This window comes from Mesorhizobium sp. LNJC391B00 (assembly GCF_000502535.1).
Taxonomy (GTDB): Bacteria; Pseudomonadota; Alphaproteobacteria; order Rhizobiales; family Rhizobiaceae; genus Mesorhizobium.
The window spans coordinates 61,262-77,035 of the sequence record NZ_AYWI01000012.1 but is presented as its reverse complement, the minus strand read 5'-3'; the positions used below and the strand labels follow the sequence as shown (position 1 = coordinate 77,035).

The following is a 15,774-nucleotide window of genomic DNA, read 5'->3' as shown; positions in this document are numbered from 1 at the left end:
GCCGTGGCTGACATTCTGCGCAAGATCGAGGCCTACAAGCGGGACGAGATCGCGGCGGCGAAGGCGCGTATACCGTTGGCCGAGATCAAGGCGCGAGCCAAGGATGCCGACGCACCGCGTGGCTTTCTGAGGGCGCTTGAGGCGAAGCGCAGATCGGGCAGCTTCGGCCTGATCGCCGAGATCAAAAAGGCAAGCCCATCCAAAGGCTTGATCCGCGCCGATTTCGACCCGCCCGCACTGGCGCAGGCCTATGAGAAAGGCGGTGCCGCCTGTCTTTCGGTGCTGACCGATGCGCCATCCTTCCAGGGCGCGCCGGAATTTCTCATCAGTGCACGGAAGGCAGTGTCCCTGCCCGCGCTGCGCAAGGATTTCCTGTTCGACCCTTATCAAGTCTACGAGGCTCGCGCATGGGGCGCCGATGCCATCCTGATCATCATGGCCAGCGTCGATGATGCCTTGGCGAGCGAATTGGAAGCGACCGCGTTCGAACTCGGCATGGACGCGCTGATCGAGGTGCATGACGAGGCCGAGACGCAGCGCGCGGTAAAACTCTCGTCGCAGCTGATCGGCATCAACAACCGCAATCTCAGAACATTCGAGACCAGCCTCGAGACCTCGGAACGGCTGGCATCGATGGTGCCGGGCGGCCGATTGCTGGTCAGCGAGAGCGGAATTTTCACCCACGACGATTGCTTCAGGATGCAAAAGACCGGCATCAGCACCTTCCTCGTCGGCGAGAGCCTGATGCGGCAAGAGGATGTCGCTGCGGCAACGCGGCTGCTTTTGACAGGCAAGGCGAAAGCAGAGGCCATCTGAGGATGGCAGCCGCCCTCACCCATCTCGGCGCCAAGGGCGAGGCCAACATGGTCGATGTCGGCGACAAGGCGGAGACGACGCGCACGGCGGTCGCCGAGGGCTTTGTCTCGATGCGGGCCGAAACGCTGAAAATGATCCTCGACGGCAACGCCAAGAAGGGCGATGTGCTGGGCACCGCGCGCATTGCCGGCATCATGGCTGCCAAGAAAACGCATGAGCTGATTCCGCTCTGCCATCCGCTGCTTTTGACCAAGGTGTCGGTCGACATCGAGCCGGACACCACGCTGCCCGGCCTCAGGGTCACCGCGCTTGCCCGCGTCACCGGCAAGACCGGGGTCGAGATGGAGGCGCTGACCGCGGCGTCGGTGGCGTGCCTGACCATTTACGACATGGCCAAGGCGGTCGACCGCGCCATGGTGATTTCCGGCATCAGGCTGGTGGAAAAGACCGGCGGCAAGTCCGGCAACTACAAGGCGGGTTCGTAAATGGCGCTGGTTCCGGTCGCCGAGGCGCTTCAACGCCTCCTCGACGGCGCTGTGGCGTTGCCCGGTGAAAGCGTCGCGCTGGCGGATGCGGCCGGCCGGGTGCTGGCGGAGCCGGTCGTGGCGCTGCGTACCCAGCCGCCTTTCAATGCATCTGCCATGGACGGCTATGCCGCACGGGCGCAGGATGTGGCGTCCGCTCCGGCGAGGCTTTCGGTGATCGGCATGGCGCCCGCAGGGCGGGGCTTTAACGGCACTGTCGGCAAGGCGGAAGCCGTGCGCATCTTCACCGGCGCGCCGCTGCCGGAAGGCGCAGACACCATCGTCATCCAGGAAAATGTCCGCGATCTCGGCGGTAGCCGGATCGAGGTCACCGAGCCGACGGCGAAGAACCGCAATATCCGCCGCCTTGGACTGGATTTTGCGCAAGGCGACGTGCTGCTGGAAAAAGGCCGCGTGCTCGATCCGGCTGCATTGTCTCTGGCGGCATCGGCCAATCATCCCCGGTTGAACGTGGTGCAACGGCCGCTGGTCGCCATCATCGCCACCGGCGACGAATTGCTGCCACCGGGCAGCGAACCTGGCCCCGACCAGATCATCTCGTCCAACGCCTATGGCGTCGCTGCTGTGGCGCAGTCGGTCGGCGCTCGCGCGCTCGATCTCGGTATAGCGGCCGATCGCAAGGAAGCGATCGCGGCGCTGGTGAAAAAGGCGGTCAATGCGAAAGCCGACGTCATCGTCACGCTCGGCGGCGCCTCGGTCGGCGACCATGATCTCGTCCATGACGTGCTGACCGGCGAAGGCATGAAGCTCGACTTCTGGAAGCTCGCCATGCGCCCGGGCAAGCCGCTGATGTTCGGGCGGCTGGGCGATATCAGGTGCATCGGCCTGCCCGGCAATCCGGTGGCGAGCCTGGTCTGCTCGCAATTGTTCCTGAAGCCGCTGTTGGCGCAGCTCGGCGGCCGTCCCCACCGGCAGGACATCCGCCAGGCTCAGCTTGGCGCCGCGATGCCGGCCAATGATCTAAGGCAAGACTATGTGCGCGCCGTGGTCCGGGAAGAAGCCGGCGCATTGGTGGCGACGCCGTTCGGCATCCAGGATTCCTCGATGCTGAGAATGCTGGCCGACGCCACCGGCCTGATCGTGCGCGAGCCCTTCGCTCCGGCGGCAGAAGCAGGCGCCGCTTGCAGCGTTCTGATGTTGCGCTGAAGGTCGCGGATCCAAGCCGTTAATTCCAAGAGATAAGACTGGTTGTTACTCCGCCAGCAATGTCCGCGTCAGCGGATGTGTCGGATCGGCAAGCCCGTCGACGATGCTGAAATGATGCCGGTCCGGCTCGACCACTGTGCTGGTCGTGGCGCCGAGGCCGATCCAGATGTTGGCAAGCAGCGCATTCTGGCGCAGGAACTCCGCCCGCTCGCCGCCGCCGGCCCAGCAGGTGATGCGCGCGTCCTGCATGGGGCGCAGCAGAACAGGGCTTTCGGCCAGTGCTTCCGCTTCATCGATGGCCAGTGTCGCGTTCATCCCCGTCCGCATGATCGGCCGCAGATCATGAACCCCGGAGATCGAGACGACATTGCGTATGCGGCCGGCCACATCGGCGGCCAGAGGCGTCGTTGTCGTCACCATCCTGGAGGCGAGATGGCCGCCGGCGGAATGCCCGGTCAGGATCACCGGCCCGCCGACCATCGTCGCCGCCTTGCCGATCGCCGCCGCGATTTCCCTAACGATGCCGGAAATGCGTATGTCGGGACAAAGCGTGTAAGTCGGCATTGCCACGGCAAAGCCATTGGCAACCGCGCCGTTGGCCAGATGCGACCATGGCTTGTTGTCGAACGCCTTCCAGTAACCGCCATGGATGAAGACGACGAGCCCTTTGGGCATGACATCGGGAAGGAACAGATCGAGCCTGTTGCGCGGGCTGTGGCCATAGGCGATGTCGAGCTTGGCCCGACCGGACGCCGACATTGTGTCGCGAAAAGCCTGTGCCGGTGTGTCCCACGCGGCCGGCCAGCGATTGCTGCCGGCAATGTTGTCGCCGTTGGCGTAGGCATTGTCCCAATCGGCGACACGATGTTGGAGCATCTGCATCCCTCCCGGATGGCTTCAGTTCAGTCGACAGGAATGGCCGCCGAACAGGGCGGCGTCAATGCTGCGACCTAAAAACATTTTAGGCTTGAAACAAATTTCGACTGGTGCGATCCTGCGCCTTGTTCAGCCATGGGCGCGAGGCAGACAGGGGCAGCCGAAAATGCTTGGGCCATCAGCGCATATCGACACATTCTCGCGCGACAACCTGCCGCCGCCGGAGCAATGGCCGGAGTTTTTGCTCGACGGCTTCGCCTATCCCGACCACATAAATGCCGGCGTCGAATTGACCGACAGGCTGGTCGAAAAAGGGTTCGGCGACCACACCGCGCTGATCGGCAATGGCCGCCGCCGCACCTACAAGGAACTGTCCGACTGGACCAACAGGCTCGCCCATGCCCTGGTCGAGAATTATGGCGTCAAGCCGGGCAACCGGGTGCTGATCCGCTCGGCCAACAACCCGGCCATGGTCGCCTGCTGGCTGGCCGCCACCAAGGTTGGCGCGGTGGTCGTCAACACCATGCCGATGCTGCGCGCCGGCGAACTCGCCAAGATCGTCGACAAGGCGGAAATCACGGTTGCGCTTTGCGATACAAGGCTGATGGACGAGATGACCGCCTGCGCCAAGGGCAGTGCGTATCTCAAGCAGGTCATTGGCTTCGACGGCACGGCCAACCATGACGCGGAACTCGACCGCGCCGCCCTCGACAAGCCGGTCACCTTCACTGCCATCAACACCGGCCGCGACGATGTCGCCCTGCTCGGCTTCACCTCCGGCACCACCGGCGTGCCGAAGGCGACGATGCATTTCCACCGCGACCTGCTGATCATCGCCGACGCCTATGCCCGCGAAATCCTGGAGGTGACGCCCGACGACATCTTCGTCGGCTCCCCGCCCCTTGCCTTTACCTTCGGTCTTGGCGGGCTCGCCATCTTCCCGCTGCGCTTCGGCGCCGCGGCGACGCTGCTGGAACAGGCGACGCCACCCAACATGATCCACATCATCGAGACATACAAAGCGACCATTTCCTTCACCGCTCCAACCGCCTATCGGGCCATGCTCAAGGCCATGGATCAAGGCGCTGACTTGTCCTCGCTGCGCGTCGCGGTTTCGGCGGGCGAGACGCTGCCGGCGCCTGTCTTCGAGGAATGGACTGAGAAGACCGGCAAGCCGATCCTCGATGGGATCGGCGCCACCGAGATGCTGCATATCTTCATCTCCAACCGCTTCGACGACATGAAGCCGGCCTCCACCGGCAAACCCGTTGGCGGCTATCAGGCACGCATCGTCGATGACGAGATGCGGGAGCTGCCGCGCGGCTCTACTGGCCGGCTGGCGGTGCGCGGCCCGACCGGCTGCCGCTACATGGCCGATGCCAGGCAAAAGGACTATGTCCGCGATGGCTGGAATCTCACCGGCGATACGTTCACGCAGGACGAGGATGGCTTCTTCCACTTCGCCGCGCGTTCCGACGACATGATCGTCAGCGCCGGCTACAACATCGCCGGCCCCGAGGTCGAAGCGGCGCTGCTCTCGCATCCCGACGTCGCCGAATGCGCGGTGACCGGCGCCGAGGACGGTGAACGCGGCCAGATCGTCGAGGCGCATATCGTGCTTGTGCAAGGTGTTTCGCCGGACGCATTGACCGTCAAACGCCTGCAGGACCACGTCAAGGCAACGATCGCGCCCTACAAATATCCGCGTTCGGTGAAGTTCATCGACGCCTTGCCCAAAACCCAGACCGGCAAGATCCAGCGCTTCCGGTTGCGCGCGGAGAAGAGCAATTGATTAAGCCGCACGATCCGGCGTCCGATGGCGCGCAGATGTCGTTCAAGGAGCGGATGTCCTACAGCGACTATCTGCAGCTGGACAAGGTGCTCGATGCGCAGGCGCCGCTGTCTTCGGCCCATGACGAGATGCTGTTCATCATCCAGCATCAGACATCGGAATTGTGGATGAAGCTCGCTTTGCACGAGATCGGCGCCGCGATCCGCTCTATCCGCGCCGACCGCCTCGAACCGAGCTTCAAGATGCTGTCTCGCGTCGCGCGCATCTTCGAGCAGCTCAACAATGCCTGGGACGTGCTGCGCACGATGACGCCAAGCGAATACACCGAGTTTCGCGACGCGCTCGGCCAATCCTCGGGCTTCCAGTCGTGGCAGTACCGCGCTATCGAGTTCATGGCCGGCAACCGCAACCTAGCCATGCTCGGGCCGCACAAGCACCGGCCCGATCTTACGGACAGGCTGGAAGCGATCCTGGCCACGCCGTCGCTGTACGACGAGGCGCTTCTGCTTTTGGCGCGCAATGGCTTCGACATCGGCGCCGATGCCGGGCGCACGGACTGGCGCGAGACGCGCGTCGAGAACGAAGACGTGCTGGCTGCCTGGCAAACCGTCTACCGCGACCCGCAGCGCTACTGGATGCTCTACGAACTGGCCGAGAAGCTGGTCGACTTCGAGGATTACTTCCGCCGCTGGCGCTTCAACCACGTCACCACGGTCGAGCGCATCATCGGCTTGAAGCGCGGCACGGGCGGCACCTCAGGCGCCTCCTATCTGAAGAAGATGCTGGAGGTTGTGCTGTTTCCGGAGCTCTGGACGGTCCGCACCCGGCTCTAGAGCATTTCACCGTTTAACGTAAACGGCGAAATGCTCTAGCTCTTTGATTTGACGCAATTGCGGACGGAAAACCGCTTCACACTTTTCCTGAAATTGCTCTAGTTCCTCAGGTGACCGCGGTCTTCACCGCGAAGCGGGCGTCCTGCCAGGCGCCGGTGCGCAGAATATCCTCCAGGACTTCGACCGCCTGCCAGACATCGCCATATCCGACATAGAGCGGCGTGAAGCCGAAACGGATGGTCGACGGCGCCCGGAAATCGCCGATCACGCCGCGCTCGATCAGCGCGCGCATCACCTGATAGCCATGCGGATGGAGGAACGACACCTGGCTGCCGCGCTGGCTGCCGTCGCGAGGACTTTCCAGTTCAAGCCCGTAGGCGCCGCATCTGGCTTCGACGAGCTGGATAAACAGGTCGGTCAGCGCGATGCTTTTTCTGCGCACCGCCGCCATATCGACGTCGTTCCAGATATCGAGCGCGCCCTTGAGCGCCCGCATCGACAGCACCGGCTGCGTTCCGCACAGGAAGCGGCGAATGCCGCTGCCGACGGCAAAGCCCTGCTCGAAGGCAAAGGGCCGCGCATGGCCCCACCAGCCGCTGAGCGGCTGGTGGGCATCGTCATGGTGGCGCTCGGCCGCGTAGATGAAGGCTGGCGAGCCCGGGCCGCCATTGAGGTATTTGTAGGTGCAGCCGACGGCGAAATCGGCATTGGCACGGTCAAGTTCGACCGGCAAGGCGCCGGCCGTGTGGCAGAGATCCCAGATGATCAGCGCGCCGGCGTCATGTGCCTTGCGCGTCAGCGCCGCCATGTCGCGCAACTGGCCGGATTTGTAGTTGACGTGGTTGACCAGGATGACGGCAACGCTGTCGTCGATCAGCTCCTCGATTGCGGCCGCGTCGACGCCCTCCAGCCGCAGCCGCGTTCCCGGCCGGGTCGAGGCGACGCCTTCGGCCATGTAGAGGTCGGTCGGGAAACTGTCGCCCTCGGCAACGATGACCGACCGATCCGGCCGCATGCCGAGCGCTGCGTGCAGCAGCTTGTAGATGTTGATCGAGGTTGTGTCGCAGACCACCGTCTGCCCATCAGCCGCGCCGATCAGTCGCCCGAGCTGATCTCCGAGTTCCACCGGCATGTTGAACCAGCCGGCGGTGTTCCAGGCGCGAATGAGGTCGTGCGCCCATTCCTGCGTGGCGGCCTGCTGCAGTTCGCTGAAGACGACCGCTGACGCGGCGCCCAGGGAATTGCCGTCGAGATAAATCACGCCTTGCGGCAAGACAAAGCGTTCGCGCATGGAGCGCAGCGGATCGGCGGCATCCATTGCTTCGATTGTAGCGAGATCGGGTGTCGTGCTCATGATCCGGCGCCCCTCCATGGACAAACGCGCGCGGCGGAGCCTGCCGCCCAAACATGCCGGCGATCTTGAGTGGTCGCCCTTGAACTGTCAAACATTATATATAATTCACCCATTGAAAGGCTTTGATATATAATGATCCGCCGAGCGTTTATGTCTGATGGATCACGATGCTGGATGACGAGCAGACCTCGAAGACGGAAGCGGCCTATCGCCTGCTCAGGCGCGATATTCTTGCGACCCGGCTGGCGCCTGCCGCGCCGTTGAAGCTGAGCACGCTGCGCAACACCTACGGCATCGGCTGGACGCCGTTGCGCGAGGCGCTGTCGCGGCTGGAGGCGGAACGGCTTGTGACCGCCATCAGCAACCGCGGGTTTGCGGTCGCTCCCGTCTCTCGGGCGGAGCTCGAGGATTTGGCGCGTGCGCGGCTGGTGGTCGAACTGCCCCTGCTGGTGGAATCGATCGAGGAGGGCGACCGTGAGTGGGAAGACGCGGTCGTTGCCGCCCACTATCGTCTCTCACGGTGCGGGTCTGTTCTCGACGATCCATCGGATGATGCGGTCGACGCGTGGTACGAAAAACACGATGCCTTCCATGCGGCGCTGCTCAGTGCCGCGACATCCAGCTGGCTGCTGCGCTTCAATGCGACGATTTCCGACCAATTGCATCGCCATCACCGCTTTCTGGGTCTGGCCCCGACGCTGCGCGCCGCCGCCGGCCGCACGGATGGCCACCGGAAGGCCGTGGCGGCCCTGCGCGACGCCGTGGCGATCGAACACCATACCGCCCTGATGGAAGCGGCCCTCGATCGCGACGTCGAACGTGCGAAAACTCTGATGACCGCTCACATCGGCTACACGCTGCAGGTCTATGCCCAGAGTGAACCCGGCGCGGATGCTGCGCAGCCCCGTCCGAAAAGGAAGCGGCGATCGTAGCCGACGACGCAGGGCACTTTGTCTTCGTTTCACCCCGTTGCCGGCCAACGACTACGAGCGCCGCTCGGCGGTGCCGAACGTCACGCTGAACAAAACGTCAACACATTCATTAAACTTTAAAAGGTTGCGGAACACAACTGGAACAGATAGTGTTTGTTCTGGGTTTGTTTTTTCTGATTCTGGTTTCAGAACCCCTGGGGGCCGCGATGCTGACGCGCAAACAACATGAGCTTCTGATGTTCATCCATGAACGCCTGAAGGAGAGCGGAATCCCGCCGTCCTTCGATGAGATGAAGGAAGCGCTTGACCTCGCCTCCAAGTCCGGCATCCACCGCCTGATCACGGCGCTTGAGGAGCGCGGTTTCATTCGCCGGCTGCCGAACCGGGCGCGCGCGCTGGAAGTGCTGCGGCTGCCCGACTCGATCGCACCAGGCCTCAATGCGGCGAGGAAGTTTTCGCCGAGCGTCATTCAGGGCAGTCTTGGTCAAACCGGCCAAGGGCAAGGCGGCCAAGGACAAGGCGCGATGGGCCAAGGCGGTATCGGCCGCCAGATCAAGCCGGGCTCGCCGTCGCGTTCGATGTCGGCCGGCAATGACGACGCCGTTTCGGCGGTGTCGATCCCGGTGATGGGACGCATTGCTGCCGGTGTGCCGATCGACGCCATCCAGCATCAGACCCATTCGATCTCGGTGCCGCCCGACATGATCATGGGCGGTGAACACTACGCGCTCGAGGTCAAGGGCGATTCGATGATCGAGGCCGGCATTTTCGATGGCGACACGGTCATCATCCGCAATGCCGACACAGCCAGCCCCGGCGAGATCGTGGTGGCGTTGGTCGACGATGAGGAAGCGACCCTGAAACGCTTCCGCCGCAAGGGCGCCTCGATCGCCCTGGAAGCCGCCAACCCGGCCTACGAGACCCGCATTTTTGGACCGGACAGGGTGAAGGTGCAGGGCAAGCTTGTCGGATTGATCCGGCGCTACTGAGCCGGCTTGGGTTTGTACTTTTCACGCTGGTTGTAAGGCGGCAGGCCGCGCGCTTCGCGGGAGAAGCGGCGTTGCTCGTGCCAGGGGCGATACGGCTTGTCGACGGCGAAGCGGATGGTTGGCGCTGCAGCTGCCGATTGCGGATCGAAGAAGACGGCGGCGCTGCCGTCGCGGGCCAGCTGTTTCTTCGTCACGACCAGCACCAGCGGGTCGCGGCACGGATTGTAGGCGGTGGCGTCATCGATGACGATCAGGCTCGCGAAGGCACAGGCCGGCCGCGCCGTCTTGCGGTCTTTGGCAAGGGCTACAATGGCTCCGGAAGGGTGTCGGGCGATACAGAGATCGCCCATGCAATAGAAGGGCGACCCGGGCGGCAGATCGAGCGGATCGAGATCGAACCGCGTATCTGTTGCCTCGAAAATCTCGGGCGGGATAATGGTTTCGGCCCGCAGCGCCCGTTTCCAATTGTCCGTGGTGAATTCGTTGGAGCGTTCGCGGTTGAGGGCGAGTTCGCCGCCACCTATCGGCATGGCCACCAGATGTGCGTCCTCGGATATGAGCACGTCGGGCGTAAGCACCTGCGGCACCGTCAACAGGCCGGCCAGCGCGAAAGGCACGGCCGCCAGCCTGAGCCAGGTGGTGGCCATGGTGGCGATGACGAGGGCGACCGCCACCAACAGCACCGAGCGGATGGAGATCAGCCCGACGGCGTCGACCGGCGAGCGCTCGGAAATCCAGGCCGATATAGCGATCATCGCCATCAGACCCTTGCCCATCACATAGAGGAACGGCCCGTCGGCGCCGAACGGCATCGCCAGTGCGCTGAGCACGGCAAAGGGCATGACGATCAACGAAACAATCGGCATCACGGCCAGATTGGCGATCAGGCTGAGCGGCGACACACGCTGAAAATGCCAGATGGCGAACAGCAAGGTTGCACTGCCGGCGATGATCGAGGTCATGGCGAGGCCGCCCATGGCCAGCGCGAATTTTCGCGACAGGAAGCCGACGAAGGAGCGCTTTGCCAGCGGCGTTCTCACCTTGTCGGCGCGGTAATCGGCCCAGCCGGCATAGGCGCCGACAAGGGCGGCGGTGGCGGCAAACGACATCTGGAAGCTGGGACCGACCACCTCGTGCGGCGACACCAGGATGACGGCGATGGCGGAGATCGCCAGATTGCGCATGGTGAGTGCGGCGCGATCAAACAGCACGGCGACAAGCATGACCGCCAGCATGATGAAGCTGCGCTCGGCGGCAACCACGACGCCTGAAATAACGAGATAGGCGGCGATGGAGACGAGTGCTGCCACTGCTGCATATTTCTTGACTGGGCGGCGCGAAGAGAAATCGGGAAACAGCGCAAAGGCGCCACGCAGCAACGCCATGATGGTGCCGGCAACCAGCGCCATGTGCAGGCCGGAGATGGAGATGATGTGGTAGATGCCGGTGCGCCGCATCGCTTCGTTGACCTCGTCCGGGATGCCGGCGCGCACGCCGACAATCAACGCCGCGGCAATCTCGCCTTCGGCGCCGCCGATCTTGCCCCTGATATGGTCGGCAATGTTTTCGCGCGCGTTCTCGATTGCCGAGGAGAGCCGCGCGGCCAGCGGCGGCGGTCCCTGCGTAGCAATGGCTTTCGGATTGCCGAGAAAGAAGCCGCTGCCGCCGATACCGGTGAAATAGCTGTCGAAGGAGAAATCGTAGCTCTCCGGCCGCACCGGACCGGTCGGCGGCAACAGCCTGGCATAGCCGGTGATCAGGGAGCCGGCGGTCATATCGGCGGGAACGGTCCGCGCCGAGAGCCTGACCCGCTTCGGGGCGTAGCGCAACTCGGGGTAAGCGGTCGAAACCACGTCAAGCGTCAGCCTGATGCGCCCGCTCTCCATCTGTTCGAGACTGACGACGCGGCCGGTCAGCCGTGTCTGGATCTCGGAGCCGAGCATCTGCGTTCCGGCGCGCCAGGTCTCGACCTTGGCGGCGACGACGCCGAGCGCGCACAGCATCGCGGCCATGCAGAACAGATGCGTCCTCGGCCGCGATCGCGTGGCGACAGCGCAACATGTCGCCAGCACCACAATGGCGATTGGCTGCGCAAAGCCGGGCTCGCCGGCCAGCGAGAAATAAATGATGACGCCGGCCGCCAGGAAAACCGGCACCAGCAGGAAGGCGACGCCCCGGTCGAGCTCCGTGTTGGCGGCCGCGGCAAGGCTGCGGCGGAGCGCGGGCCATGACGGACGGCGAAGCCGTCTGCGCAGGCGGGCGATAGATCCGGGCGCTGTGACTTGCGCCGGCAAGGCGTGACCGGGCAGCGCAGGCGCGACGCCGGGATGCGGCTCAGGCAGCGCGAGGGGCAGCGGCTCGGCATAGGGACTATCGGCAAACAGCGAGCGTTCGCTGACGCTTGCCTCGGCGCCTTCGCCTTCCTTCGTGCCCCGGCCACGTCCAGCCATCGGGTCTGCCCCTTGCGCCCCAGACCTCCTATGCTACATGAACGCGCAAAGCGCGAAAGTCCGTGCGATCACGCCCCGCTTTCCAAGGTTCCCGAGAGTTNGGCCACGTCCAGCCATCGGGTCTGCCCCTTGCGCCCCAGACCTCCTATGCTACATGAACGCGCAAAGCGCGAAAGTCCGTGCGGTCGCGTCCACCGCGCCGGAATTGACCCGCCAAGGACGCTCAATCCTCAATCATATCCCGGCCCTCCGCCCTCAGGCGAGCAAGCCCATCGTGCATTGCCTTCAATTGTTCCGGTGTATGACCCTGCCATTCAGCGAGCTCCCCCCGGATGAGCAACGGATCACGGGAGCGGTAGGATTTCGTCGGATTACCGGGAAATTTTTTATCGGTCAGGTTGGGGTCATCCATAAAAAACCCCGTCGGCTTTACGATGTAAATCCTTTGACGACCGTCACCCGTTGCAAGCTCTGCTCCCCAGATGGCGGCTTCCAGTGTCTGGGTGAAATAAATCCATGACAGTGGGTTACCTCTGAAATTGGAAGGGTGGCCGACGCTCAGCAGATCCCCGGGTTTCAAATCCGCCCGGGTACCATGGTAGAACGGATCACCCTCCGTTTGGTCGGCGTTTCTGGTCATCGGTAGTCCTTCTTTCAATCTGCCTCCTTCGTGGCGGACCGGACTGCACACAGTTGCGGTGTTCACGATAATGATTGAGAAAGGTCAATATGCGTGACCAAGCCAACGCTGTCACGGCGGCGTTGTAGTCGGGCAGTGCCGCCTCCGTGAAGAAATGTCCGCTCGTCAGAGGGGGCTACCACGTCGCAGCGATGTTGCAGGCACTGTGACGGACGCTGCAGCCGAATGAAACCCAGACATTGACGCTGCTGCCAAACGAGGTTGCGCGGAGGTGCGAACAGATTTTGTGCTACAAGGCTCCAGCGCCCGTTGACGCAACCGATAATTGCCGACGTGCCCCGGCCTCGTCCAGCCATCGGGTCTGCCCCTTGCGCCCCAGACCTCCTATGCTACATGAACGCGCAAAGCGCGAAAGTCCGCGCGATCACGCCCCGCTTTCCAAGGTTCCCGAGAGTTCCATGTCCGACACGGTCGTCACCCGTTTTGCCCCCTCGCCCACCGGCTATCTGCATATCGGCGGCGCGCGCACGGCGCTGTTCAACTGGCTGTACGCCAAGCACACCGGCGGCACGATGGTGCTGCGCATCGAGGACACCGACCGCGAACGCTTCAACGAGGCGGCGACACAGGCCATTCTGGATGGGCTGACCTGGCTCGGCCTTTCCTGGGACGGTGAGGCCATATCGCAGTTCGAGCGCGCGCCGCGCCACCGTGAGGTGGCCGAGGAGCTGGTGCGCCTGGGCAAGGCCTATTACAGCTACGAGACGCCTGCCGAGCTCGAGGCGATGCGCGAGGCCGCACGCGCCAAGGGCCTGCCGCCTCGCTACAACGGCCAGTGGCGCGATCGTGCCCCCTCGGAGGCGCCTCCCGGCGTCAAGGGCGCCATCCGCATCAAGGCGCCGACCGAGGGCGAAACCGTGGTGCACGACCGTGTGCAGGGCGAGGTGCGCTTCCCCAACAAGGACCTCGACGATTTCATCATCCTGCGCTCGGACGGCAATCCGACCTACATGCATGCCGTCGTCGTCGACGACCATGACATGGGCGTCACCCACATCATCCGTGGCGACGACCATCTGACCAACGCCGCGCGCCAGACGGTGATCTACAACGCCATGGGCTGGGACGTCCCGTCGATGTCGCATATCCCGCTGATCCACGGCGCCGACGGCGCCAAGCTGTCGAAGCGGCACGGCGCACTCGGTGTCGAGGCTTATCGCGCCATGGGCTATCTACCCGAGGCACTGCTCAACTATCTGGCGCGGCTCGGCTGGAGCCATGGCGACGACGAGATCATGTCGATCAAGGACATGATTTCGTGGTTCGACATCGGCGATGTCAACAAGGGTGCGGCGCGCTTCGACTTCGCCAAGCTCGAGTCAATCAACGGCGCGCATATGCGCAAGATGGCCGATACCGAGCTGTTCGACATTTTCGTCGCCACTCTGCCATACCTCGAAGGCGGATCTGCTATCGCCGCCCGTCTCGACGACGCCAGGAAGGCGCAGCTGCTGGCCGCCTTGCCGGGCCTGAAAGAGCGCGCCAAGACGCTGGTGGAACTGGCCGATGGCGCGGCCTTCCTGTTCGTCGAGCGGCCGCTGCCGATCGACGAGAAGGCGGCAGCACTGCTCAGTGCCGACGCGCGCGCGATCCTGCGCGGCGCACATGCCGCTTTGCAGACTGTTTCGGGCGATTGGTCGGCTGCCGCGGCTGAAGCCGCGGTGCGCGAGTTCGCAGCGGCCGGCGGCCACAAGCTCGGCGCCGTGGCCCAACCGCTCCGGGCGGCCCTTACCGGCCGTAGCACCTCGCCCGGCGTGTTCGACGTGCTTGCCGTGCTTGGCCGCGAGGAAAGCCTGGCGCGGATTGCGGATCAAATCGATTAGGAGCGAGCTGGCCCAAAAAGATTGGCATTGAAAGGCGGGTTTCGCAGTGCAACATTAGGCCTTGGCCCAATCAGGCACGCACCTCCCAAAATGCGGTGGCGAGTTCGCGCATTCCGGTGATTTCGACGTGTCGTTTGCAGGAATTGCCTTGCCGGCATGAGGAACATGAAGGAGTTTGAGAATGAGCGAAGCTGCGACAAGACTGGAAACCGGCAGCAAGACGACGCACCCGTCGACTGCCACGCTCGAACTGGCCGGCAAGACGCATGAATTCAAGGTGCGAAGCGGCTCGGTCGGGCCCGACGTCATCGACATCGGTGCGCTCTACAACACCACCGGCGCCTTCACCTACGATCCCGGCTTCACCTCGACGGCGAGCTGCGAGTCGGCGATAACCTTCATCGACGGCGATGCCGGCATCCTGCTTCACCGCGGCTACCCCATCGACCAGCTGGCCGAGCATGGCGACTTCCTCGAAGTCTGCTACCTCCTGCTCTACGGCGAACTGCCGACCAAGGCGCAGAAGGACGATTTCGACTACCGGGTAACGCGCCACACCATGGTGCACGAGCAGATGTCGCGCTTCTTCACCGGCTTTCGCCGCGACGCGCATCCGATGGCTGTGATGTGCGGCGTGGTCGGCGCGCTGTCGGCCTTCTATCACGACTCCACCGATATTTCGGATCCGTATCAGCGCATGGTCGCCTCGATGCGGCTGATCGCCAAGATGCCGACGATTGCGGCCATGGCCTACAAATACCATATCGGCCAGCCCTTCATTTACCCGAAGAACGAGCTGAACTTCGCCGCCAACTTCCTGCATATGTGCTTTGCGGTGCCGTGCGAGGAATACAAGATCAATCCGGTGCTGGCGCGCGCCATGGAGCGCATCTTCATTCTGCATGCCGACCACGAACAGAACGCCTCGACCTCGACCGTGCGGCTTGCAGGCTCGTCGGGCGCCAATCCGTTCGCCTGCATCGCCGCCGGCATCGCCTGCCTGTGGGGACCGGCGCATGGCGGCGCCAATGAGGCGGCGCTCAACATGCTGGGCGAGATCGGCCATGTCGACCACATCCCGGAATTCATCGCCCGCGCCAAGGACAAGAACGATCCGTTCCGGCTGATGGGCTTTGGCCATCGCGTCTACAAGAACTACGATCCTCGTGCGAAAATCATGCAGAAGACGGCGCATGAAGTGCTGGGCGAACTCGGCATCAAGGACGATCCGCTGCTCGACATCGCCATGGAGCTGGAAAAGATCGCGCTGACCGATTCCTACTTCATCGAAAAGAAGCTCTATCCGAACGTCGATTTCTATTCCGGCATCACGCTGAAGGCGCTGGGCTTCCCCACCACCATGTTCACCGTGCTGTTCGCGGTCGCCCGCACCGTCGGCTGGATCGCGCAGTGGAAGGAAATGATCGAGGACCCGCACCAGAAGATCGGCCGTCCGCGCCAGCTCTATACCGGCGCTCCGGAACGCGACTACGTGCCGATTGCGAAAAGGTGAAAGAG

13 protein-coding genes are annotated in these 15,774 nt (G+C 63.6%); 9 read left to right on the top strand and 4 right to left on the bottom strand.

What is annotated here, in order from left to right; translation table 11 throughout:
* Positions 1-3 precede the first annotated feature (3 nt).
* From trpC to glp, 3 genes are read left to right on the top strand one after another with little or no spacing between them, the layout of a single operon-like run.
* Complete coding sequence (gene trpC, locus X750_RS140460) at positions 4-816, top strand: indole-3-glycerol phosphate synthase TrpC (protein WP_023671049.1); 813 nt, start codon at positions 4-6, stop codon at positions 814-816.
* 2 nt (positions 817-818) lie between these two features.
* Positions 819-1,301 (top strand): cyclic pyranopterin monophosphate synthase MoaC, encoded by a 483-nt coding sequence (gene moaC / locus X750_RS140465; RefSeq protein WP_023688563.1) that lies wholly within the window; start codon positions 819-821, stop codon positions 1,299-1,301.
* Positions 1,302-2,507 (top strand): gephyrin-like molybdotransferase Glp, encoded by a 1,206-nt coding sequence (gene glp / locus X750_RS140470; protein ID WP_023738721.1) that lies wholly within the window; start codon positions 1,302-1,304, stop codon positions 2,505-2,507. It begins immediately after the preceding gene.
* Positions 2,508-2,552: 45 nt separating this feature from the next.
* On the opposite strand, the gene X750_RS140475 is transcribed toward glp, so the two are convergent.
* Positions 2,553-3,383: an alpha/beta hydrolase gene (locus tag X750_RS140475; protein WP_031243408.1), complete on the bottom strand. Its 831-nt coding sequence runs from the start codon at positions 3,381-3,383 to the stop codon at positions 2,553-2,555.
* Positions 3,384-3,549: 166 nt separating this feature from the next.
* Between X750_RS140475 and X750_RS140480 the strand changes: the two genes are divergently transcribed.
* On the top strand, positions 3,550-5,175 hold the full coding sequence (locus X750_RS140480) for an AMP-binding protein (protein ID WP_023748415.1): 1,626 nt from the start codon (positions 3,550-3,552) through the stop codon (positions 5,173-5,175).
* Complete coding sequence (kynA, locus tag X750_RS140485) at positions 5,172-6,008, top strand: tryptophan 2,3-dioxygenase (RefSeq protein ID WP_023748414.1); 837 nt, start codon at positions 5,172-5,174, stop codon at positions 6,006-6,008. The genes X750_RS140480 and kynA overlap by 4 nt, the downstream gene beginning before the upstream one ends.
* Before the next feature lie 106 nt (positions 6,009-6,114).
* On the opposite strand, the gene kynU is transcribed toward kynA, so the two are convergent.
* Positions 6,115-7,362: a kynureninase gene (kynU, locus tag X750_RS140490; RefSeq protein ID WP_023696564.1), complete on the bottom strand. Its 1,248-nt coding sequence runs from the start codon at positions 7,360-7,362 to the stop codon at positions 6,115-6,117.
* 167 nt (positions 7,363-7,529) lie between these two features.
* Between kynU and X750_RS140495 the strand changes: the two genes are divergently transcribed.
* Complete coding sequence (locus X750_RS140495; protein WP_023688568.1) at positions 7,530-8,294, top strand: GntR family transcriptional regulator; 765 nt, start codon at positions 7,530-7,532, stop codon at positions 8,292-8,294.
* A 206-nt stretch (positions 8,295-8,500) separates the two neighbouring features.
* Positions 8,501-9,283 carry a transcriptional repressor LexA gene (gene lexA, locus X750_RS140500; RefSeq protein ID WP_023693449.1) on the top strand — a complete coding sequence of 261 codons (783 nt, stop codon included), beginning with the start codon at positions 8,501-8,503 and terminating at the stop codon, positions 9,281-9,283.
* Here lexA and X750_RS140505 read toward each other — a convergent pair.
* Both X750_RS140505 and arr read right to left on the bottom strand, forming a co-directional pair.
* Positions 9,277-11,733: a ComEC/Rec2 family competence protein gene (locus X750_RS140505; protein ID WP_023748412.1), complete on the bottom strand. Its 2,457-nt coding sequence runs from the start codon at positions 11,731-11,733 to the stop codon at positions 9,277-9,279. The genes lexA and X750_RS140505 overlap by 7 nt on opposite strands.
* A 223-nt stretch (positions 11,734-11,956) precedes the next feature.
* On the bottom strand, positions 11,957-12,373 hold the full coding sequence (gene arr, locus X750_RS140510) for an NAD(+)--rifampin ADP-ribosyltransferase (RefSeq protein WP_023748411.1): 417 nt from the start codon (positions 12,371-12,373) through the stop codon (positions 11,957-11,959).
* A gap of 458 nt (positions 12,374-12,831) precedes the next feature.
* Here arr and gltX point away from each other — a divergent pair, with 458 nt between their 5' ends.
* Both gltX and gltA read left to right on the top strand, forming a co-directional pair.
* Positions 12,832-14,256, top strand: a complete 1,425-nt coding sequence (gene gltX / locus X750_RS140515) for a glutamate--tRNA ligase (protein ID WP_023726645.1) — start codon at positions 12,832-12,834, stop codon at positions 14,254-14,256.
* A gap of 181 nt (positions 14,257-14,437) precedes the next feature.
* The gene (gene gltA / locus X750_RS140520) at positions 14,438-15,769 is read left to right on the top strand and encodes a citrate synthase (protein WP_023671037.1); all 1,332 of its coding nucleotides are present in this window, start codon (positions 14,438-14,440) and stop codon (positions 15,767-15,769) included.
* Positions 15,770-15,774: the final 5 nt, after the last annotated feature.